This is a genomic window from Pueribacillus theae, from assembly GCF_003097615.1.
Classification (GTDB): Bacteria; Bacillota; Bacilli; order Bacillales; family UBA6769; genus Pueribacillus; species Pueribacillus theae.
This window is the reverse complement of record NZ_QCZG01000003.1, coordinates 1-22,034: the sequence shown is the minus strand read 5'-3', so window position 1 is coordinate 22,034 and position 22,034 is coordinate 1. Positions and strand designations below refer to the sequence as shown.

18 protein-coding genes are annotated in these 22,034 nt (G+C 41.3%); 11 read left to right on the top strand and 7 right to left on the bottom strand.

What is annotated here, in order from left to right; all coding sequences use genetic code 11:
- Window positions 1–20 precede the first annotated feature (20 nt).
- The 4 genes from DCC39_RS02440 to DCC39_RS02425 all read left to right on the top strand — a co-directional run bounded on the left by DCC39_RS02440 (window position 21) and on the right by DCC39_RS02425 (window position 4,623).
- Entirely contained in the window at window positions 21–1,427 is a 1,407-nt protein-coding gene (locus DCC39_RS02440; RefSeq protein ID WP_116553413.1) for an FAD-linked oxidase C-terminal domain-containing protein, read from the top strand.
- 78 nt (window positions 1,428–1,505) lie between these two features.
- Window positions 1,506–2,270, top strand: a complete 765-nt coding sequence (locus DCC39_RS02435; protein WP_116553295.1) for a fumarylacetoacetate hydrolase family protein — start codon at window positions 1,506–1,508, stop codon at window positions 2,268–2,270.
- Window positions 2,271–2,447: 177 nt separating this feature from the next.
- Complete coding sequence (locus tag DCC39_RS02430; RefSeq protein ID WP_116553294.1) at window positions 2,448–4,211, top strand: L-lactate permease; 1,764 nt, start codon at window positions 2,448–2,450, stop codon at window positions 4,209–4,211.
- 115 nt (window positions 4,212–4,326) lie between these two features.
- Window positions 4,327–4,623 carry a hypothetical protein gene (locus tag DCC39_RS02425; protein WP_116553293.1) on the top strand — a complete coding sequence of 99 codons (297 nt, stop codon included), beginning with the start codon at window positions 4,327–4,329 and terminating at the stop codon, window positions 4,621–4,623.
- A 43-nt stretch (window positions 4,624–4,666) separates the two neighbouring features.
- Here DCC39_RS02425 and DCC39_RS02420 read toward each other — a convergent pair whose 3' ends face one another.
- From DCC39_RS02420 to shc, 5 genes are all read right to left on the bottom strand, one after another.
- Window positions 4,667–5,425 (bottom strand): NRDE family protein, encoded by a 759-nt coding sequence (locus DCC39_RS02420; RefSeq protein WP_116553292.1) that lies wholly within the window; start codon window positions 5,423–5,425, stop codon window positions 4,667–4,669.
- Window positions 5,426–5,454: 29 nt separating this feature from the next.
- Window positions 5,455–7,221, bottom strand: coding sequence for a B12-binding domain-containing radical SAM protein (locus DCC39_RS02415; protein WP_116553291.1), 1,767 nt, complete (start codon window positions 7,219–7,221; stop codon window positions 5,455–5,457).
- A 137-nt stretch (window positions 7,222–7,358) separates the two neighbouring features.
- Entirely contained in the window at window positions 7,359–8,129 is a 771-nt protein-coding gene (locus tag DCC39_RS02410; RefSeq protein WP_116553290.1) for a 3-hydroxyacyl-CoA dehydrogenase, read from the bottom strand.
- Between the two features lie 119 nt (window positions 8,130–8,248).
- The gene (locus DCC39_RS02405) at window positions 8,249–9,400 is read right to left on the bottom strand and encodes a thiolase family protein (RefSeq protein ID WP_116553289.1); all 1,152 of its coding nucleotides are present in this window, start codon (window positions 9,398–9,400) and stop codon (window positions 8,249–8,251) included.
- A 134-nt stretch (window positions 9,401–9,534) separates the two neighbouring features.
- On the bottom strand, window positions 9,535–11,415 hold the full coding sequence (gene shc / locus DCC39_RS02400) for a squalene--hopene cyclase (RefSeq protein WP_240613500.1): 1,881 nt from the start codon (window positions 11,413–11,415) through the stop codon (window positions 9,535–9,537).
- Window positions 11,416–11,550: 135 nt separating this feature from the next.
- Here shc and DCC39_RS02395 point away from each other — a divergent pair, with 135 nt between their 5' ends.
- The 6 genes from DCC39_RS02395 (at window position 11,551) to DCC39_RS02370 (ending at window position 19,411) form a co-directional block, all read left to right on the top strand.
- Window positions 11,551–12,708, top strand: a complete 1,158-nt coding sequence (locus DCC39_RS02395) for a DUF2515 family protein (protein ID WP_116553288.1) — start codon at window positions 11,551–11,553, stop codon at window positions 12,706–12,708.
- Window positions 12,659–13,081: a CBO0543 family protein gene (locus tag DCC39_RS02390; RefSeq protein ID WP_116553287.1), complete on the top strand. Its 423-nt coding sequence runs from the start codon at window positions 12,659–12,661 to the stop codon at window positions 13,079–13,081. The genes DCC39_RS02395 and DCC39_RS02390 overlap by 50 nt, the downstream gene beginning before the upstream one ends.
- 78 nt (window positions 13,082–13,159) lie before the next feature.
- Complete coding sequence (locus DCC39_RS02385) at window positions 13,160–14,644, top strand: class I adenylate-forming enzyme family protein (protein ID WP_338066529.1); 1,485 nt, start codon at window positions 13,160–13,162, stop codon at window positions 14,642–14,644.
- Between the two features lie 81 nt (window positions 14,645–14,725).
- Entirely contained in the window at window positions 14,726–16,348 is a 1,623-nt protein-coding gene (locus DCC39_RS02380) for a long-chain fatty acid--CoA ligase (RefSeq protein WP_116553286.1), read from the top strand.
- Window positions 16,349–16,592: 244 nt separating this feature from the next.
- Window positions 16,593–17,738 (top strand): acyl-CoA dehydrogenase family protein, encoded by a 1,146-nt coding sequence (locus DCC39_RS02375; RefSeq protein WP_116553285.1) that lies wholly within the window; start codon window positions 16,593–16,595, stop codon window positions 17,736–17,738.
- 47 nt (window positions 17,739–17,785) lie between these two features.
- Complete coding sequence (locus tag DCC39_RS02370; protein ID WP_116553284.1) at window positions 17,786–19,411, top strand: long-chain fatty acid--CoA ligase; 1,626 nt, start codon at window positions 17,786–17,788, stop codon at window positions 19,409–19,411.
- A 157-nt stretch (window positions 19,412–19,568) separates the two neighbouring features.
- On the opposite strand, the gene ytzI is transcribed toward DCC39_RS02370, so the two are convergent.
- Window positions 19,569–19,727 carry a YtzI protein gene (ytzI, locus tag DCC39_RS02365; protein ID WP_116553283.1) on the bottom strand — a complete coding sequence of 53 codons (159 nt, stop codon included), beginning with the start codon at window positions 19,725–19,727 and terminating at the stop codon, window positions 19,569–19,571.
- A gap of 116 nt (window positions 19,728–19,843) precedes the next feature.
- A complete protein-coding gene (locus tag DCC39_RS02360) occupies window positions 19,844–20,788 on the bottom strand; it encodes an MBL fold metallo-hydrolase (protein WP_116553282.1) in 945 nt (314 codons plus the stop codon).
- 161 nt (window positions 20,789–20,949) lie between these two features.
- On the opposite strand from DCC39_RS02360, the gene fadH reads away from it, so the two are divergent.
- Window positions 20,950–21,717, top strand: a complete 768-nt coding sequence (gene fadH / locus DCC39_RS02355) for a 2,4-dienoyl-CoA reductase (protein ID WP_116553281.1) — start codon at window positions 20,950–20,952, stop codon at window positions 21,715–21,717.
- Window positions 21,718–22,034 lie beyond the last annotated feature (317 nt).

Below are 22,034 nucleotides of genomic sequence, written 5' to 3'. Positions count from 1 at the left end.
ATCAAATCGTTCGCCAATTAATGAAGATCGTTGGAGAAAAAGACGTTCTCTACTTAAAAGAAGATCTTGTTGCCTATGAATGTGACGGCTATACGATGACAAAAGGAACGCCAAAAGCTGTCGTTTTCGTTAAAAATACGGAACAAGTATCCCAAATCGTTAAGTACTTAAACAGTGTTAAAGTACCATATATTGCACGCGGAGCGGGAACTGGCCTTAGCGGAGGTGCTACTCCTCTTGGAGGTGAAGTGATCATTAGCCTTGTAAGGATGAAAAAATTGCTTCATCTTGACTTGGAAAATCGAAAAGCAGTTGTTGAGCCGGGCTATGTGAATTTGAAGTTAACACAATCGATTTCAGATAAAGGCTATTACTATGCACCGGATCCATCAAGCCAGTACGCCTGTACAATCGGTGGCAATGTTGCGGAAAACGCCGGTGGGGCGCATTGCTTGAAATACGGAGTAACAACAAACCATATTCTTGGCCTTGAAGTCGTTCTTCCGAATGGTGACATTATTCAATTAGGGGAAGAAGGAATCCCTGATCGGCCAGGCTACGACTTGCTCGGCCTTTTAACTGGATCGGAAGGAACGCTTGGAATCGTTACAAAAATTACTGTAAAGGTATTAAAAAATCCTGAAGGCAAGAAGACGGTGCTTGCTTATTATGATGATATTAATGATGCGAGCCAAGCGGTTTCAGATATTATTTCAGCCGGAATTATTCCTGCAGCGCTTGAAATGATGGATTCCACGGCCATCGAAGGTGTTGAAGCAGCGGCATTTCCAGTTGGACATCCGAAAGATATCGCAGCTTTCTTGCTTATTGAAGTGGACGGCATTGCTGCTGGGATTGACGACCAAATCGAAGAAATTCTTACCGTCTGCAAAAATAATAATGTCCGCGAAGTAAAAGTTGCGAAAGATGAAGCAGAACGAGCACTTTGGTGGGCAAACCGCAAAACAGGATTCGGAGCAATGGGTGCCATTTCTCCTGACTATCTCGTTCAGGATGGCGTAATCCCAAGAACGCGTTTGCCTGAAGTGCTTGCAAAAATTGGTGAAGTCAGCAAAAAATACGGCCTTCGCATCGCAAATATTTTTCACGCCGGCGATGGCAACCTTCACCCGCTCGTCCTGTTTGACGCAAGGGTTCCGGGCGAAAGCGAGCGCGCATCGAAGGCTGGCTCCGAATGTTTAAAAGTTTGTGCTGATGCTGGCGGGTCAATTACCGGTGAACATGGCGTCGGCATCGAAAAGTCAGCTGAAATGCGTTTTATCTTTACAGATGAAGAGATTGAATCACAAACAAATATTCGTTCTGTATTCAATCCTGAAGATTTACTAAATCCTGGCAAGCTTTTCCCTCAGCCAGGCCGTTGTGCAGAGATTAAGCAAGAACTAAAGAAAGCGGAAGCACAGTAACTCTTTAAAATGGAAAACGAATAATGGGCTGGGTCTTCGTAGACCCACCCAAATTACATCATATCGGAGTGTAACGTCATGAAATTTACAAGATTTAGAAAGAAAAATGAAGAAGCCGTATTGCAAGGAATTGTAAATGGAAATGAAATCAAACAAATCGAAGGCGACATGTTTTCAGATTGGAGAGAAACAGAAACAGTATTTCATCTTGACGTTGTCGAACTTTTGGTACCGTTTGCACCGCGCCATATTATAGGCATCGGGGCGAATTATGTTGCAAAGGAAGAGGACAAGCCAAGCGAATTGCCAAAAATCCCGGTGTTCTTTTATAAACCGTTATCTTCTGCAATTCCAACCGGGCAGCCAATTGTTATTCCTAGTGCAATCAACGAAGTGAAATTTGAATCTGAGCTTGCTGTTGTCATTGGTAAAGAAGCGAGCAACATTTCTGAAGAAGAAGTCACTTCTTATATTTTCGGGTATACCGTTGCAAATGATGTGACTGCCCCTCAGTTTTTTAGAGAGGATGGACACTGGGCGATTGGAAAGTCGTATGACACATTTACGCCAATCGGGCCTTTTGTAGAAACCGAGTTGGATCCTGATAAAGTTGTTGTTGAAGCATACCTTAACGGCGAGAAAAAACAAGATAGTCCAGTGTCACTTATGATTGTGTCAATGAGAAAAATGATTTCATACTTGTCTAAGGTGATGACGCTTCAGCCTGGAGACGTTATTTTAACAGGCAGCCCACTAGGCGCAGAGTTTATGAAAGACGGCGATGAAATCGTCTGTGAAATTGCCGGGATTGGAAAATTGCGCAATTCTGTGAAGCAAGGCTAATTGTTTTAATCAAGGAGGAAAAAATTTATAAAAGTTAAAAAATATTTTTTCCCTTCCTTTTTTTGCGTAATATGTTATATAACAATACTATATTCCTTGTTTTGTTTCCTAACAGAAAAGGAAAATGTATTGTTATTTAATATAATAAAATAATTTTTTTAAAAAAGGGGGATTTATATGGGAACTGGAACATTAGCGATTCTGGCGTTTCTTCCGATTATTGTTGTAGGTATTTTCCTTGTCGGACTGAAATGGCCAGCAAGTAAAGCGATGCCGCTTTCTTACATTGTTGCTGTACTACTGGCTCTGTTTGTTTGGAAGGTATCGTTTGCACAAGTAGCTGCTGCATCTGTTCATGGTCTCATCACTGCAATTACACTTTTATTCATTATTTTTGGCTCCATTTTACTTTTGAACACGCTTCAAGAAAGTGGCGGGCTTCATACGATTCGCCGGGGGTTTACAGATATAACACCTGACCGTCGAATTCAAGCCATAATTATTGCATGGCTGTTTGGTTCATTTATCGAAGGCGCTTCCGGATTTGGTACACCGGCGGCTGTAGCTGTTCCACTTTTAGTTGGGCTCGGTTTTCCGGCGATGGCAGCCGTTATTTGCGGGATGGTTATCCAAAGTACACCAGTCACATTCGGAGCAGTAGGAACACCTGTCGTTACTGGAATTGGCAGTGGCATCGAGTCACATCCTGCGATTACTGATGTAGGCGCATTCATTTTTGATGTTACTGGAAAAGCGGCGCTTCTCCATATGATTGGCGGATTATTAATCCCTTTGATCATGGTAGGTTTATTAACACGTTTTTTTGGAAAAAACAAATCATTTAGCGAAGGGCTAAAAGTTTGGAAATTTGCATTATTCGCGTCTCTTGCAATGACAATTCCATACATTATTGTTGCAAATACACTTGGGCCAGAATTCCCTTCTATGGTAGGTGGGCTGATTGGACTAGCTATCGTCATTCCAGCCGCTAGAAAAGGCTTTCTTATGCCAAAGGAAGACGAAATTTGGGACTTTGAATCAAAAGATCGCTGGGATCCAACTTGGACAGGCCGCGTAGAGATTAAAAATAATGATCTTTACGCTGGCAAAATTAGCATGGTTCGTGCTTGGGCACCGTATGTTTTAATCGCAATCCTTTTATTAATTACAAGACTTACGCCAGTTGGTGGGTGGCTTAAAGCAGCCAAAATTTCAATCCCGAATATTTTTGGAACTGACATTACTTCAAATTGGGAAATTCTTTTCTCTCCAGGATTTATCTTTATCGTTGTTTCTGTCATCACATATTTTATGCACGGAATGAATGGTTCAGATTATGCCCGTGCATGGAAAGAATCTGGGAAAACGGTCGTTGCTGCTTCAACAGCGCTTGTTTTTACAGTTCCGATGGTACAAGTATTCATTAATACAAGCGGTGGTACTGCGGGTTATGAACAAATGCCAATCGCGCTTGCCGATGGAGTAGCCGCTTTAGCTGGTTCCATTTACCCAATTTTTGCTCCATTTATCGGTGGGCTGGGCGCTTTCGTTGCAGGCAGCAACACAGTAAGTAATATGATGTTCTCCTATTTCCAATATGGAGTCGGTGAACGAATCGGTGCCGATCCGAGCTGGATGGTTGCAATTCAGGCAATCGGTGGGGCTGCTGGTAACATGATTTGTGTGCACAACGTTGTAGCAGCTTCAGCAGTTGTTGGCCTTATGGGTAAAGAAGGGCATGTTATCCGTAAAACATTGCTTCCGTTCGTCTATTATGCATTGCTTCTTGGCTCTGTCGGATATTCCATCATTTGGACAGCGGAAAAAGGCATCTTCAACATCGGTTCAATCATTGCGGTTATTATTTGGGTGATTGCCATTTACCTGATTGCTACTAACAATAAACGCTATCAATCACTCGACCGTGGTATCGCTTCTTAAAACCTATAAACTCCCTTGCAAAAAGAGCAGGGGAGTTTTTCTATGTTTATTTTGAATATTCTTCGTGGAATATACAAAAACTAAGGTGAAAATATTTTATTAAGGAGTGTAAAACATGAAGAAAAGCGGTATTTTATTAACAACGGCGCTAGCTCTTTCAGTTGCTCTTGTTGGCTGTGGAAATAATGGAGACGATGACACAAATCCGGGTATCAATGATGAACAAGGGAACCCTAATAATGGCGGGCAAATGAACAACAATAACGGAACGATGGACAATAATAATGGAACTACGCCTGATGACGCCGGCCCTTTAGAAAACGACCGTAATGGCGATGACACAAATGAGCAGAATGATGAAGGTGACATGCTTGACAACAACACAGAAAGAGATAATGATAACAATCGATAGGTATCAGTTATAAGAAAAAGGAGCTTTCATCACTAGGCTCCTTTTATTTTTGAATGAAAAATTGAAAATGTCGATCCTTTTTTATAGGAAACGTCCGTTCTGTAAAATGAACTTCATCGTTATGGCTGATCGTGAGAATAGTTGAGCACCTTGTGCCGTAATCAGGCGTCTTTATAAAAATAGATGAAAGCTTTTCTTCCAAATCAGATGCCACCCCTGTAGCTGGCAGTTGATCCTTTGGTGCAGGTTCAGCGTCGCTTAACAGTCGAAAGAGATCTTCTTCCTCAATCGAATGCCGAGTTGAAATCAACGTTTCAAGTTGTTTTTTCCCTTTTTCCACCTTTGGCCACGGCGTGTCCAAGAGGTGATTGCTTAACCCATATATTCCAGGTTGAAGCTGTTTTATTTTATTTTCGACATTTGAATAGTAATAAAATGATTGTGTGTCACCGAGTAAAATATTAAACCCTTGATATTGTTCCCGCTCTTTTTGAAGTTCATTTAAAAAATCTTTCGGCGAGTCTTCACCTGCTAAAAAATTCCGCACGATATGCCCCCTAGATTTTCGATTCGGATCCATATTTTTGGGATTTCGAAAGTTGGTTAGCGCGGCAAATCTTCCTTTTTTCGATATGCCCATCCATGTGCCCATTTGCTCTAAATCTCTCCCCGCGAGCAAGTTTGGTTCGTCATCCCAAAAATGTGCGTCTTTCGTGGGGCGTTTGTAAAATTCATCTCGGTTTGCAGCAATTATTAGCTTGTAGTTTGGGTGGGATTGGTAAGCTGCGAAAACGATACACATAACGATTCTCCAATCTAACTGAATAGTAATTAAGCAATGAACCTATTAATGTCGTCTATTTTTGCTGAAAAAGCGGTTGCTTTCCGTTTTTTTGGATCGTAGAAGACAAGCATTAGCGATTTCGTGTTTTTTATTTCGCCTGTCTTCTTATAATGTTGAACGTCAAATGGAATGTATTCAAGAACTGTATGTTTAAATATATCTTTTTCAGAAAGATTAAGAGCTGCGAATTGCTGGCCCAGCAAATTAGGATGTTGAACGATTCGATTCAAGAACAATGAACGTTCATTTTTCTCAATCATATCCGGCCACCACGGTTTTCTTGGCTTGTGCTTTTGACTCATTAAGTAATCAAATTTCATAAGCCCTTCCACCATATCAATTTCTTTTATTTTTTTGCTTTCTAAAAATTGCCGAAGCCGGTTGAATAAATCTTCGAGCTGATGGCCGATTCGCGACCAACCCCGTTCTTCCCAATACGTTCCAAACGTTTGAAAGAAGTCAAACGGTGTTTCGAATATATGGCTCACCAAGTATTCAATCGTATGATCCATTCGATGATCGTTCCAATATTTATCCAGTACGTCTTCGACTTGTTTGATAAGGACAATCTCCGAAAAGGTGAGCACATTGTTCGACAACATTTCATATGGGGCATGATCCATATACACATAGTTCCAGTTATCAGCCTGTATTCTTAATCCAGTGCCCCGCAGCATTTTCAAAAAACCGAGCTGCAATTCTTCAGGCCGTAAAGCGAACACGTCATTAAACGTTTTTCTGAAAGACGCATAATCTTCTTCGGGAAGGCCAGCAATTAAATCGAGATGCTGGACAATTTTTCCGCCTTCTTTTACCATCATCACGTTTCGTTCTAATTTTTTAAAATTTTGCCTTCGTTTAATGAGTTTATTCGTATGATCGTTTGTTGACTGCACACCGATCTCGAAACGGAACAATCCTTTTGGCGCATGTTCGTTCAAATATTCAAGGACTTCCGGCCGCATAATATCCGCTGTTATTTCGAACTGGAAGACGCAGCCGTCACGGTAATTTTTAATCAAAAATTCAAACATCTCTAGTGCATAATCGCGTTTAATATTAAACGTGCGATCAACGAACTTAATCGTCTTGGCGCCGCTATCCATTAAGAAGAGCAATTCCTGCTTCATGCGTTCAATATCGAAATACCGGATGCCTACTTCAATGGAGGATAGGCAAAACTGGCAAGAATAGGGACAGCCCCTGCTCGTTTCAACATAAGTGACGCGTTTTGAGAGACTAGGCAAATCTTCTTCAAAGCGAAAAGGGGAGGGGATGTCATTCAGGTTGAGCTTTGGCCGTGGAAGATTAAATTTATTTTTCCCGTCTCTGCGGTAAGCAACACCGGGAACATCTGCAAAGTCACCATTGTTTTTTATGGTTTCAAGCAGATGTTTAAAAGTTGCTTCCCCTTCTCCCATCACAATTACATCAACTTCCGGAATGCGGTTCAGCCAATAATTGGTATCATAAGAAACTTCAGGCCCGCCCAGTACGATGATTAATTCCGGTTTTATTTTTTTAAGCATGTTGATAATCGGAATTGTTTCTTCGATATTCCAAATGTAACAGCTAAAACCAATGACATCTGGTTGTTTTATAAAAAGATCCGTTACAACATTCATTGAAGGATCTTTTATCGTATATTCGCTAATCTCAATCTCAAATTCTGGCGCTGCATATGCTTTTAAATACCTTAATGCAAGGCATGTGTGAATATATTTTGCATTTAATGTCGTGACAACCGTTTTCAAATTTTTCAACTTCCTTTTCTTATTGCTAACCCTATTGTAGCATAAAGCCTATCTTTCGAATCAAGGATGCTGAATATGAAAGTCATCATAATAACAGCCTGATTCCGTAAATTTTGGAATCAGGCTGTTTGTTTCTATTACTTCGGCTGCATACGGATGGCGCCATCCAACCGGACGGTTTCTCCGTTTAAGTATGGGTTTTCGATAATTTGTTTGATAAACATTGCGTATTCCGGAGGGTTTCCTAGACGCTTAGGGAAGGGAACCATCTCTTCAAGCGCATTAAATACTTTGTCTGGAAGCTTTTCAAACAATGGTGTCTTAAATAATCCGGGAGCGATCGTCATTACCCGAATTCCAACGCTTGCCAAGTCTCTCGCGATCGGGAGCGTCATTCCGACAATCCCGCCTTTAGAAGCACTGTAAGATACTTGTCCGATTTGGCCTTCAAAGGCTGCGACAGAAGCCGTATTAACAATAACCCCGCGTTCTCCGTTTTCATTCGGGTCGTTTTGCGCCATTTTTTCGGCTGCAAGACGGATGACGTTAAATGTCCCTACAAGGTTGACATCAATCACCCTTTTAAAATTATCAAGGCTGTGTGGACCATTTTTGCTGCTATAAGTTTTTTCACCGTTCCCTATTCCAGCACAGTTGATAACCGCTGTGATCTTGCCAAATTTTTCAACCGTTTGATTAAGAGCCGATTGAACTTCTTCTTCATCGGATACATTTGCTTTTGCAAACATCACTTGATCGCCAAGTTCTTGGATAAGATTGTTGGCGCGATCTTCGTTCAAATCAATGATTGTCGCTTTTCCACCGTTTGCTGCGATCTCTCTTACAGTGGCTTCGCCTAATCCTGAGGCACCGCCTGTCACTACAGCAACTGTTTCTTGAATGTCCATATGTAAAAATCCCCCAATCTTTGAATTGTTTGTTCTTTTGGTCATCTTTCTATTCGTCCGTAAGACCCCCGCTAGAAAATTCTAAGTGGGGGATAACGGATGCTGATTCTCTAATGAATTTAATCAAGTCTTTCTATAATCGTCGCGTTAGCCATTCCATGACCTTCGCACATCGTTTGCAAGCCGTATCGGCCGCCTGTTCTTTCAAGTTCATACAATAGTGTACACATGAGACGGCCACCGCTGCCTCCAAGTGGATGTCCAAGCGCGATTGCACCGCCATTCGGATTCAATTTTTTAGGATCTGCGCCTGTTTCTTTTAGCCAAGCAAGAGGCACTGGTGCGAATGCTTCATTCACTTCAAAAATGTCAATATCATCAATCGAAAGGCCAGCCTTCTTAAGAACCATTTCTGTTGCAGGAATCGGTCCGGTCAACATTAATGTAGGATCTGATCCGACTACTGAACGAGCGAGTACACGGAACCGAGGCTTTAAACCTAATTCTTCCGCCTTTTCACGGGACATGAGCAATAGGGCGGAAGCGCCGTCGCTAATTTGGCTCGAGTTTCCAGCATGAATCACGCCGTCTTCTTTAAACACTGTTTTTAATCCGCTTAATATTTCAACAGTTGTTCCGGGCCTAATTCCTTCATCATGCTTCACTGTTTTCTTTGTGCCATCTGGAAGTGTAACATCAATCGGAACAATTTCCCTTTCAAATCTTCCTTCTTCCTGGGCTTTATGTGCTTTTTGATGGCTTTCAACAGAAAATTTATCTAACTCTTCCCGGCTGAATCCCCATTGTTCAGCAATTCTTTCGGCGGACAAGCCTTGATTGATGATTTCGTATTTGGAAGTAAGCTCCTCACTTAATTTAGAGCCTTGTCTGGTCGATCCCATGGGGACGCGAGACATGCTTTCAACTCCGCCTGCGATTACAACATCCATATCACCTGCAATAATGGCTTGTGCAGCGAAATGAACGGCTTGTTGGCTAGATCCGCACTGCCTATCAATTGTTGTCCCAGGCACTTGGATAGGGAAACCGGCGATCAAGGAAGCTACTCTTGCAATATCGCCCGATTGTTCACCGACTTGAGAGACGCAGCCCATAATTACATCTTCAACCATGTCGGGTGAAATGCCAGCTCGATTGACTAGTTCCTTGAGCACTTTTGCTGACAGCTCGTCAGGACGAACGCCACTGAGTTCCCCATTTCTTCGCCCTGTAGGCGTTCGTACTGCTTCAACAATTACTGCTTCACGCATTTCATTCTCCCCTTTTTGTTTTTTACATTTATTTTCTTAACAAAATTATGCTTAACTACTATAATATAGACTATTTTTTGACTTTTCAATAAAAAGATGCAACCTTTATGGATCTTCCAGTTAGAAAAAGCTGTTCAATCATGAAATTTTTTTCTATAATTGCCAAGCGCATACAGCGGCCAAATGTACCGGTAGCTATGATAATGAATGTAGAAACTGCCCGGAAGTCCGGCGCCTGTCGGATACGATTTCGCCCAATGTTCAAATCGCTGTTGGTCCGTAAGCAAAAGAATTCCTTCTTGGATGTTGTAAGAATCTTGATCCGATAAGGCAATTAGAGCGTCAACTGCCCATGCGGTTTGAGACGGAGTACTCTTCATGAGAGGCATATATTCTCCTAAAATATCACTTTGACAAGATTCTCCCCAACCGCCGTCATCGTTCTGGATTTCAATGAGCCATTTTTTTGCTTTGAGAAGAGAAGGATCATCTTTGCTTATACCTACAGATGTTAATCCGGTCACAGCAGCCCACGTGCCATAAATGTAGTTGACACCCCATCTTCCTTGCCAAGAGCCGTCGACATTTTGATTTCGTTTAAACCATTGAACCGCTTTTTTAACGATTTTATTATCTGTTTTTAATCCAGCATCGTCAGCAAGAAATTCGATTGCCCTTCCTGTGAGATCACTTGAAGAAGGATCAATGATGATGTCCTCAGTCCCTTTGATCGGAAGCAAAGTTAAGAGTTTTTTGTTTGTGTTTTTTTCAAAGGCTGGCCAGCCGCCATCTCCGTTTTGCATAGAGATAAGCCAGCGTAATCCCCGATTCCATGCCTTTCGGTAGACCTTGTCATGTAAAGCAAGCCTCCTTATTGCCCGGAGTGCAGCAGATGTATCATCAACATCGGGAACCATTGTATTAATATCGGAAAATCCCCATCCTCCGGGACGGACATTCGGATTATGAACGGCCCAGTCTCCGTATTTTGTCTGCTGGCGTGATAGAAGATAGTTTCCCGCTTTCCGAATCATCGGATCGTACGGTGAAACCCCGGCATTTTGCAATGCATCACTTAACAAAGCGGTATTCCAGACAGTAGCGGGGGAGTTTTGCAAATGCAAGCCGTCTTTTGTTTCCGAAAGAAACGATTTTAAACCATTTACCGCATGTAAAATGATCGGATGCGTTTTTCGATAGCCGCGTGCCAGTAAAGCAAAAATCATTAAAAAAGTCGTGCTCGCATAGCTGTATAATGTTCCGTTCGGCTCAATCCGTTCAAGCATATAGTGTTCGGCGCGTTCGATGGCCGAATGCCGGATACGCGAAGGGGAGTAGGGGAATTGATTTATCCACTGTTTGATTTGTTCAAAAGCGGTAAAAAAAGAACGTTCCAGCGTTTTTGAAGTCTGGCCTCTAGTAAACATTAATTCAGATAAGTCAGGGGTTTGGGCAGTCTTTAATGAAAATTTTAGATTTGCAGCGATCAAGATAGGAACGAGATGGGCACGTGTATAGCCGACAATATCAAAAAAGTTGATAGGAGAGGATAGAGGCAGCAACACCATTTCAATCGGAATGGGAATATATTTTGGCCACGGATAATTTCCTGTACAAGCAAGAATAACTTTTGTTAATAAATCAGCCTCGCCGATCCCGCCTTTATCGATAATAAATTGCTTGGCAGCTTGCATCCTTTCATTGTTTTGGTCAATTTTTCCCGAGAAGAGCAATGCATAATACGCATCAATCGTCGAGGAAAGATTTCCATCTTCTTCATCGTAGTAGATTTTCCAAGCTCCGTTATTCGCTTGTTTCGATAGTAGTCTCTTGACAAGCTGCTCGATTAACTGTTCGTCATGAATGTTCAACGACCGCAATATGATGATCATGTAGGCATCAGACATAATTGGACCTTCAAAGCAGTATCTCCATGCACCGTCAGGAGATTGGTCTTTTCGCAATATATCAACGAGCCGATTCATTTCTTCACTGACCCGATTGTGTATATCCATGTGTGTGAACCCTTCCTTTTAAAGGATGTTCAAAACGGTGTCTGGTGAGACACGGGGGTTTTTGAACATCACTTATAGCATCATTGCTTCTAATTTATTCAGCAAAAATAAAGAGGTTCGAATGCGGGTGGGAAGATGTCCTTTATATGTAAAAAATTTTCACAAAAGTTGCCGCCGGAGTTCATTGAGTTAAAAAAGGAAATAAAAAAGGCGATAAAAAAACGCAAAAACGAAATGCCTTTTCATCTGCTGTCAAACCCGGAGAAAGAGATTATTGAGCGGATTCGTGAACAAACAGGCAAATTGAATGCAAATAATGTTACACGCACGAGCGCTTATTTTGACATGTACTTGCGATATCCAAATCTTCATTGGGCTTTTTTAGGGCACATGGTTTCCCGAAATGGCGGTTGGAATATGACTGATTTAAAAGGGGAACTCATTTCGAGGCTGCTTTCGGAAAAAGAACAAAACGATTTTTTTTCATTTTTGGAAAGAGGCAATTGGCTGATTTTTCAAGATGTATACCCGCAATTTCTGATTTACGAAGAAAGTGTCAATAGCGGGAGCAGCTTGTTTCATCTTCTTTCGTATTTTGGTGTTTCTGTTTTTATGGAAGGGGTTTGGAATCGATATTTGGAGAAAAGGGATGACAAACTCCTTGCGATTGCATTAGTAATTAATGAGCAGACGTATTTGGAAAAAAGAGTGATACAGAATTTCAATTTCTTAAAACACATTATTTTTTCATTCGAATTTCAGCTTCAAGATTTGCTGGGGCTAAATCAAGTTTTATTCCCATATTTGAAAAATGAAAAGGAAGTTGGTTTAATCGGGGAAACCATTCATCATTTTGCTTTTCTTAGCGAGCGGATTTCTCTCGGAAAACGTCTCTATTCGCTGCTTTTTGAGAATGAAGAGATGTTAAAAAAAGTTGTTCATTGGGCAGAAAAACATCCTCATACAGGTTCGAGAAAGGATTTTTTCCCACATGTATTCAACGATGTGAAAGAATTGCCGCCTGGCAAAAAATATGTAAAGAAACTAAACAACTGCACCTTGCAAAAGAATGCCGCCAAGTTATACAGCCCACAGCTTAAAGACAGCTGGCAAAACGCGGCCCACGCCCCTGCTGAAAAAGGGGATTGGTTCGCTGATTTTAAAATTCTAAAAGAACTGGCTGATTTTGAAGAAAAAGGCAACGGAGAGATTGAAAATGATTATTGTGAAACATTGGAGAAGCTTGAGATCGCGATTATCACAAAAGAAGCCGTCTTTCGCAAAGAAGCTTAAGCCGCTTTTATTTACAGGCATTTTTGCCTCATTTTCAACGACTTATTTGGAAATGATCTTTGTCGGCGTTGGGCAGTATTCTTTTCCAACCCGCCCGTTTCCAACTGTCTTTCCCATTCATATCGGTTTTACACTTCTAGCTATTCCGCTTATAACGGTGACATTTCTTGTTTTATTTGAAAGGACGAACCGAATATATCAACTGGCCATGTTGATCATGCTTGGAATACTGGCTGTCTTGGCGGAGCTTATTGCTAAACAATTAGGTTTGATAAGCTTCAGCAACGACTGGCAGCACTTATACTCCTTTTTTGGATATATCTTATTTTTTATGATAAATTGGCTTATTTTTTGTCTTTTACAAATCGACTGAAATCGCTTACAATAGATAGAAGAACGAATCTTTTTAATAGAGAATTAATTTTGCAAATAGAAAAAGGGGGGATCAGAGATGGATATTGGAAGCAGCTTGGCAATGAATGCAAGGCGGCATCCCGGCAAGTGGGCAGTTACTTGTGAGGACCGGATGTATACGTACAAAGAATTTAATGAAGAAGTCAATCGATTTGCACATGGTTTACTAAATTTAGGGATAAAAAAGCAAGAAAAAGTTGCCTTGATGATGAAGAATTCGGATTATTTCGCCATTTGCTTTTATGCGGCTGCAAAAATTGGCGCTGTCCTCGTGCCGATTAACTTTCGACTGGTGGCAAGTGAAGTAAAATACATTCTTGAACAATCTGATAGCGTTTTAGCGATTTGTGATGAAGAGTACGAAAGCTTAATTGGACAAGCGATTCAAGGAATGCCGCTCGTTCGACATATCGTAACAGTTGGAAAACCAACGAATGCCACACATTTAGCTTACATAGACGTTTTATCCAATGAGATGAATGAGCCGGGAATTAAAGTTAATGAATCAGATGACTTGGAAATCTTGTACACATCCGGAACGACCGGGAAGCCAAAAGGTGTACTTCTTGACCACAGGCGTGTAATGAATGTTGGTATTTGTGTGACGGTAATGATGGGATTAAATCCAAATGACCGGCTTTTACATTTGGCGCCGTTATTTCACTCGGCCCAATTAAATTTATTTTTAATTTCTGGATTTTGGTTAGGCGCATCCCATGTGATCCACCGTGATTTCCATCCTGTCGAAACATTGAAAGCAATCGATGAACATAAGATCACGTTATTATTTGCTGTCCCCGCGATGTATACGTTTATGCTTCAAGTGCCGAATGCAAACGAATATGATCTTTCCTCAGTTCAACGCTGCGGCTACGGAGCAGCACCAATGGCGCCGGATACAGTGAAAAAAAGCATGCAATTGTTCCAAACTGACCAATTTTATAATTTATGCGGCTTGACTGAAGGAGGCCCTGGCGGTGTGTGTTTGCCTCCTGAGGCACACAAGGATCATCTTGGAAAAGGTGGTAAGGCCATGTTTCTTACGGAAGCACGGGTCGTTGACGATAAAGGGAACGATGTGAAGCCTGGTGAAGTCGGAGAATTTGTCCTCCGCGGTGAGACTATTATGAAAGAATACTATAAAAAACCGGAGGAAACGAAAAAGACATTCAAAGATGGTTGGCTTTATACTGGTGATTTAGCAACCATTGATCGAGAAGGCTACATTACCCTCGTTGATCGAAAAAAAGATATGATCATTACGGGAGGCGAAAATGTTTATTCAATCGAGGTTGAAAATGTAATGAGTGCCCACCCGCAAGTGCTAGAAGCAGCAGCGATTGGCCTGCCTCATGAAATATGGGGTGAGATTGTAACCGCTGTTGTCGTGCCAAAGCAGAATGAAGTCATTGATAAAGACGAATTTACAGCGTTTTGCCGAAAGCATTTAGCCGGATATAAAATACGCGAGAAATTATATTTGCAGAAGTTTTACCAAGAAATGCATCAGGAAAAATATTGAAATATCAACTGCGCGAAAAATATTCAGCAATAAAAAATTAGTCAATATTATCATAATTATTTAAATAGGAGGAATGCGGTTATGATGGACACACAACTAACACTCGTATCAATGATTGAAAGGGCAGAAAAATACTTTCCAAAAAAGGAAGTCGTTTCGCGTACATTGTCTGGCATACAACGGTTAACGTATAAAGAAATTGGTGCGCGCACCCGGCGGCTTGCAAGTGCGCTTGAGAAGTTAGGAGTTGAAAAAGGTGACCGGGTTGGCACGCTCGCTTGGAACCATCATCGCCACCTTGAAGCTTATTTTGCAATTCCAAATATCGGCGCTTCATTCCATACGATTAATTTGAGGCTTTCACAAGAGCATTTGATTTATATTATCAATCATGCGGAAGATAAAGTTTTGCTTATTGATGAGGATCTTATCCCATTAATTGAGCCGATTAAAAATGAGTTAAAAACGGTTGAAAAATATGTCATTATGAGCGATCGCGATGAACTGCCCGAAACAACATTATCACCGGTTTATTCCTATGAAGCGATGCTAAGGGAAGGAGATCCGAATTATCAGTATCGTACTGATATCAATGAAAATGATCCTGCAGGCATGTGCTACACGTCGGCCACGACAGGGAATCCGAAAGGTGTCATCTATTCCCACCGGGGAATATACCTTCATAGTTTAGCGATCGGCTTAGCTGATACGATCGGGGTTTCTGAGTCGGATGTTGCGCTGCTTATTGTTCCGATGTTTCATGCAAACGCATGGGGGATGCCATTTGCCGCAACTTGGTTCGGTACGACTCAAGTACTGCCTGGACCGAACTTCACCCCAAAACTGCTTGCTGAATTAATTGAATCGGAAAAAGTAACGATTTCTGCCGGAGTTCCAACAATATGGCTTGGGCTGTTGCAAGAGCTTGAAAAAGGCGATTATGACACTTCTCATGTTCGAGCATTTCTCTGCGGAGGATCAGCAGCACCAAAAAGTTTAATTCGAGCGTATGAATCAAAGTATAACATTCCGTTCTTCCATGGGTACGGAATGACAGAAACGAGTCCGCTCGTCTCATTATCAACATTAAAGAGTTACCAAAAGGACTTGCCGGAAGAAGAAAGATTAAATATTCGGGCAAAACAAGGCTTAGTCGTCCCCGGAGTTGAGATTAAGGTAGTGAATGAAAAAGGCGAAGTTGCATGGAATGATAAAGAGATGGGTGAACTTCTCATCCGCGGTCCATGGATTGCTGATGAATATTATAATGATGAACGGACAGAGGAAGCTTTCCGTGACGGTTGGCTGCATAGTGGTGATGTCGCAACGATCGATGAAGAAGGAACAATCAAACTAGTAGACCGTACGAAAGATTTAATCAAAAGTGGCGGAGAATGGATTTCATCCGTTGATTTGGAAAATGCGCTCATGGCGCATGAGGCAGTTTTTGAAGCAGCGGTCGTCGCCGTTCCACACGAAAAATGGCTTGAACGTCCCGTTGCCTGTGTTGTATTAAAAGAAGGCTATGAAAACATAGATAAAGAGGAATTAATTGACTTTTTAAAACCTCAATTTGCAAAATGGTGGATCCCTGATGACATCGTATTTATGGATGAGATACCGAAAACATCGGTTGGCAAGTTTTTAAAACGCGGATTGCGAGAACAGTTGGAAAATCATTTAACTTCAACAAAAACAGAATAAAGCGTAACTTTCGGCGAGGGCCTTAATGCCCGCCAACTCAAAAAAAGAAAACACGTCAGCGTTTAGGCGTGTTTTCTTTTTTAAAAAAATAAGTCTAAATTTGTCTTGTTCGCAAATTTAGACCAAACAATTACTTTTTTATGAAAATATATTGACGCTTTTTTATAAAGCGCTTACAATAAACATATCAACTGAGAGCTCATTCAGTCAAGCTTTCATTTTCCACTTGGCGGGAGGGAATTTTGTGAAGCATTTGTATTTAACGGATGAACATCATATATTTCGCCATTCTTTTCGTAAATTTTTAGAAACGGAAGCGATTCCATATTATGATGAGTGGGAAAAGAACCGTATCATCCCGAGAGATTTTTGGAAAAAAATGGGACAGCAAGGGTTTCTCTGTCCTGATGTTGATGAAGCATACAATGGCTCAGGTGTCGATTGGGGGTTTAATATCGTTATAAATGAGGAGCTTGAACGAATTGGATCGTCAATGATTGGAATTAGCTTGCACAATGATATCGTTGTTCCATACATTACAACGTATGGAACAGAGGAGCAGAAGAAGCGTTGGCTACCGAAGTGTGTGAAGGGTGAAATGATTACAGCAATCGCAATGACAGAACCCGGAACAGGATCCGATTTGGCCAATATTAAGACGACCGCAATCAAAGACGGGGATCATTATATTGTCAATGGGCAAAAAACCTTTATTACAAACGGCATCCAATCAGATCTCGTCATTGCCGCTTGCAAAACCGATCCGAAAGCTGAACCGAAACACAAGGGAATTAGCCTCTTGGCAATCGAAAGGGGAACATCCGGTTTTTCACGAGGCAGAAAATTGGATAAAGTTGGCTTGCATTCGCAAGATACAGCTGAGTTGATTTTCGAAGATTGCCGTGTTCCTGCAGAAAATGTAATCGGGCAAGAAGGCGAAGGCTTTCATTATATGATGGAAAAGCTCCAGCAAGAACGCCTTGTCGTTGCCCTTGCAGCACAAGTGGCATCTGAAGAAATGCTTTCTACGACAGTTGAATATGTAAAAAGCAGAGAGGCATTTGGAAAACCGATTAGCAAATTTCAAAATACGCAATTTAAAATTGTGGAAATGGCAACAAAGATTGAAGTAAGCCGCGCATTTCTCGATCAATTGATTGCCCGGCATATGGAAGGTGAAAATGTCGTAACAAAGATTTCTATGGCAAAGTGGTGGATAACCGATATGGCGAAACAAATCGCTTCGGAATGCATGCAGCTTCATGGAGGCTACGGCTATATGGAAGAATATAAGATTGCTAGAAGGTATCGGGATATCCCTGTCATGGCGATCTATGCAGGTACAAATGAAATTATGAAAACGATCATCGCAAAAAACATGAAACTCTGAATTAACAATTAAAACTATCTCATAACGATTAGATGGAGGAATGCCACATGATGAACACGCAGTTAACATTGAATACGTTGTTGGAGAGAGCAGAAAAATATTTTCCAAAAAAAGAAATCATTTCAAGAACACATGCCGGAATGAATCGATTTACGTATGCACAATTTGGAAAGCGTACAAGAAGCCTTGCAAGCGCATTGGAGAAACTAGGTGTGATTCGCGGCGATAAAATCGGGACGCTGGCGTGGAATGATCACCGCCACCTAGAGGCATATTTTGCAATACCTAGTATGGGGGCTGTTTTGCATACGATAAATATTCGATTATCAGTCGAACACTTAACGTATATTATTCGAAATGCTGAAGATAAAATTTTGCTGATTGATAAAGACTTTGTTCCTTTGATCGAACAAATTAAAGATAATATTCCTTCTGTGAAAGCGTTTGTTATTATGACGGATGAAGAGCAGCTGCCTGATACGACATTAGCCCCTGTCTATCACTATGAGGCAATCGTTTCTGAAGGGGATGAAAATTACGCTTTTCCAGCCGATCTTAATGAGAATGAGGCGGCCGGAATGTGCTACACATCTGCAACAACTGGAAATCCTAAAGGGGTGCTGTATACACACCGGAGCATCGTGCTTCACAGCATAACGCTCGGATTGGCAGATACGCTGGCGATATCAGAGTCCGATATCGCAATGCCTGTCGTCCCGATGTTTCATGTGAATGCGTGGGGCATGCCCTTTGCGGGAGTATGGTTCGGAACTACACTGGTGTTGCCGGGACCAAGTTTTACTCCGAAAATTCTTGCAGAACTGATCGATTCAGAAGGTGTCACCGTAACAGCCGGCGTACCAACAGTATGGCTTGGACTTGCACAAGAACTTGAAACAGGAAAATACGCCACGTCAAGCTTAACGAGGGTCATCTGTGGTGGTTCAGCTGCCCCTCTCGGCCTCATTCGCACCTATGAAGAAAAATTCAATATTCCGTTCCTTCATGCTTACGGCATGACGGAAACAAGCCCAATCGTAACCGTATCGCGCCTAAAAAGCTATCAACAGGATCTATCTAATGAAGAAAAGCTTGAAATCCGTGCAAAACAAGGATTGCTCGTCCCGGGAGTTGAAGCAAAGATTGTGAACGAAAATGGGGAAGTAAAAGCTGACGGAGAAGATATGGGAGAATTACTTCTTAGAGGCCCATGGATCACTGACAGCTATTACAAAGAACCTGAGAAAACCGCCGAGACAGTGAAAGATGGGTGGCTCCATACAGGCGATATCGCAACAATTGATGAAGAAGGATTTATTAAATTAGTCGACCGTACAAAGGATCTAGTGAAAAGCGGAGGAGAATGGATATCGTCCGTTGATTTGGAAAATGCCCTTATGGCACATGAAGCTGTTTTTGAAGCGGCGGTTGTTGCAGTACCTCATCCACGTTGGCAAGAGCGGCCAGTGGCGGCTGTTGTGTTAAAAGATACGTATAAAGACAGTGTTTCAAAAGAAGATATTCTTGAATATTTAGAGCCCCAGTTTGCGAAATGGTGGCTTCCGGATGATGTCATTTTTATGGAAGAAATTCCAAAAACGTCAGTAGGCAAATTTCTAAAGCGCGAATTGCGTGAGCAATTAAAGGATCACCTAACTTCTGCAAGTAAGTAAACTTAACAAAAAGTTTATGAATGGCCAATGTTGGTAAGTGAGCAGTATCGGGGACGTTTTTGCCCAAAAGGAAAATCTGTTTCTCGGAAGGTCAATCATACCCGCGGAGCCATCAATAGAGCTTAATAAAAAAATAGGCTTGGGGTCGCCCTCAAGCCTATTTTTCATTTAAGTTATTTGTGTGCTGCGCTTTAGCTTCTTCATCTGTATCAACTGTATGTTTATAGGCATACCCTTTAACAACGACCCAAACACTCAAATATAAAACAACAAGCGTAATAAGAATCGAAATAATAATAATCGTTGTGGCTGACATGTTATCCCTCCACCTGTTCGCTATTTCATAGAAATGAAGACGGCTTTTCTGTTCAAATCCATTATAGCACGTTTATAAATGAAAGGGCTCCCACGTAATGAAAGTTCGTTTAATAGTCACTTTTTACGATCAAAAAGGTAGACACCGTCTACAATCTGCTTTGTGATTTCACCTTTAAAATATAAATGTTGCAGGTGCGCGAGCGCTTCACCAAGTGCAAAACGCGACTCATGGATCGTAAGTTTTTTGTGAAACATGTTTTGGCATACTTCAAAAGCGGTTAGAGGTTCGTTCAACAGATCAATGACAACATTCAGACGGGAATCGTGATGGGCGATCAGCTCATCAATCCGTTTATTCGCATCTAAAAATGGCTTGCCGTGAGATGGAATGACGTATTCGGCATCAAGTTTTTTTATTTTATGCAGTGAATCAATAAACTGCTGAAGCGGATTAGGGTTGCCGTGAAACCAATACGAAATATTCGGTGTGATTTTTGGCAAAATATGATCCGTTGAGAAGAGAACGCTTTTTTCTTTGTTGAATAGTACAATCATTCCTTCAGAATGGCCCGGCGTCTCAAATACTTCATATTCATATTTCCCAAAAGGTACGATTTGTCCTTCTTCAAAATGCTTCTGGACGTTTGGATATGGCGTGACAAGCTGGACAAAATCCTCTGTGTTTTCAAACATATCTCCAGAAAGTTCACCCGGCGTTCCCAAAAGCCGATAATTGTCTATGAGTGTATCGAGATGTCCGGGCTCCCACGAATTTAACCCATTCTCTTCATCTATTTTTGTCATCCACACCGTCGCCCCTGTTTTTTTCTGCAAGCCTCCAGCATAGCCAAAATGATCCGGATGATAATGACTAATGTATATTGTATCCACTTCTTTTCCTTGGAGAGCTTTCTCCCATGCGGATCGGGCTGTTTCATTGTTTAGCGCAGTGTCCATAATGATCCAGCCGTTCTCCCCTTCAGCTAAAAAACAGTTCACATGGTTAAGCCTAAATGGCAATTCAATCGTTATAGGAATAACATCTAGTTCATTTAACATGAGGTACCCCCTAAATTTTTTCTTCCTTTATTTAAAACATCAAATATTTACAATTTAAAATCAGTATAACAGATAATAAATTGGTTTCATTGTTTTCAGAAAAGTTTGAACGTGCTAAAATACTATTAGTATTTGAAAAAATATTGAAAGAAGGGCTAAAGATGAAGGGACAAACGGTAATTATTACGGGTGGATCTAGTGGAATGGGGTTTGGAATGGCTAAACATTTTGTGGAAAAAGGGGCCAACGTTGCCATTACAGGAAGAAAACTAGACAAACTGGAAGAGGCAAAAGCACAGATTGATCCAAGCAATAACCAAGTGATAGGCATACAAATGGACGTAAGAAATCCAGAGGATGCGGAACGCATGGTAAATGAAACAAAAGAAGCCTTCGGCAAAATCGATCATCTTGTGAACAATGCCGCAGGCAACTTTATCGTTGATGCCGAAGAACTAACAGTAAACGGATGGAATGCGGTGATTAATATTGTGTTGAACGGTACATTCTACTGCACACATGCCGTCGGTAAAGACTGGATAAAAAATGGCCAAAACGGGTCAATCCTGAATATGCTCGCTACATATGCATGGGGTGCAGCACCAGGAGTTGTCCATTCGGCAAGCGCGAAAGCCGGAGTATTGGCGATGACTCGTACCCTTGCAGTGGAATGGGGTGCAAAATATGGCATTCGCGCTAATGCGATCGCTCCTGGGCCAATTGAAAATACAGGCGGGGCTGATCGGCTCTTCGGTTCAGAGGAAGCGGCAAAGCGTACAATTGAGAGTGTCCCATTGAAACGTCTTGGCACATCAGAAGAAGTTGCCAAACTTGCTGCATTTCTTCTTTCAGAGGATGCTTCTTATATAAATGGGGAAGTCGTTTCGATTGACGGAGGACAACAGTTTAACAAAAAGTCTTTTCTATGAAAACATAATAAAATTATCTATCATACTGCCATTTGCTCTAAACAATTGTTTCGCTCCATTTCTATTTTAAAATATTAAATGAAGAATCTTTACAAACTACTTTTTTTATATTAGAATAAAAAATCATAAGGTGGACAATATTCAAAAAAAACTGATTGTTCCACCTGCAATTAAAATGAGATGATTCTAGAAAAACAAAAAAAGGGGGGATAAAGAGTCGGCCTTGTTTGGACAAGTTATCTTTTGTTAATAACTCAACTTTCGCAGACTGAAACAGGCAGATATACCTTGATATAATTAGGTAAGCCTGCAATCCA

Bases quoted from the DNA above. Each gene is read 5' to 3' on its own strand.
- fadH (WP_116553281.1), top strand. From the start codon at position 20,950: ATGAAGGGACAAACGGTAATTATTACGGGTGGATCTAGTGGAATGGGG.
- DCC39_RS02360 (WP_116553282.1), bottom strand. From the start codon at position 20,788: ATGTTAAATGAACTAGATGTTATTCCTATAACGATTGAATTGCCATTT.
- ytzI (WP_116553283.1), bottom strand. From the start codon at position 19,727: ATGTCAGCCACAACGATTATTATTATTTCGATTCTTATTACGCTTGTT.
- DCC39_RS02395 (WP_116553288.1), top strand. From the start codon at position 11,551: ATGTCCTTTATATGTAAAAAATTTTCACAAAAGTTGCCGCCGGAGTTC.
- shc (WP_240613500.1), bottom strand. From the start codon at position 11,415: ATGGATATACACAATCGGGTCAGTGAAGAAATGAATCGGCTCGTTGAT.
- DCC39_RS02425 (WP_116553293.1), top strand. From the start codon at position 4,327: ATGAAGAAAAGCGGTATTTTATTAACAACGGCGCTAGCTCTTTCAGTT.
- DCC39_RS02385 (WP_338066529.1), top strand. From the start codon at position 13,160: ATGGATATTGGAAGCAGCTTGGCAATGAATGCAAGGCGGCATCCCGGC.
- DCC39_RS02420 (WP_116553292.1), bottom strand. From the start codon at position 5,425: ATGTGTATCGTTTTCGCAGCTTACCAATCCCACCCAAACTACAAGCTA.
- DCC39_RS02380 (WP_116553286.1), top strand. From the start codon at position 14,726: ATGATGGACACACAACTAACACTCGTATCAATGATTGAAAGGGCAGAA.
- DCC39_RS02410 (WP_116553290.1), bottom strand. From the start codon at position 8,129: ATGGACATTCAAGAAACAGTTGCTGTAGTGACAGGCGGTGCCTCAGGA.
- DCC39_RS02405 (WP_116553289.1), bottom strand. From the start codon at position 9,400: ATGCGTGAAGCAGTAATTGTTGAAGCAGTACGAACGCCTACAGGGCGA.
- DCC39_RS02435 (WP_116553295.1), top strand. From the start codon at position 1,506: ATGAAATTTACAAGATTTAGAAAGAAAAATGAAGAAGCCGTATTGCAA.
- DCC39_RS02370 (WP_116553284.1), top strand. From the start codon at position 17,786: ATGATGAACACGCAGTTAACATTGAATACGTTGTTGGAGAGAGCAGAA.
- DCC39_RS02440 (WP_116553413.1), top strand. From the start codon at position 21: ATGAAGATCGTTGGAGAAAAAGACGTTCTCTACTTAAAAGAAGATCTT.
- DCC39_RS02430 (WP_116553294.1), top strand. From the start codon at position 2,448: ATGGGAACTGGAACATTAGCGATTCTGGCGTTTCTTCCGATTATTGTT.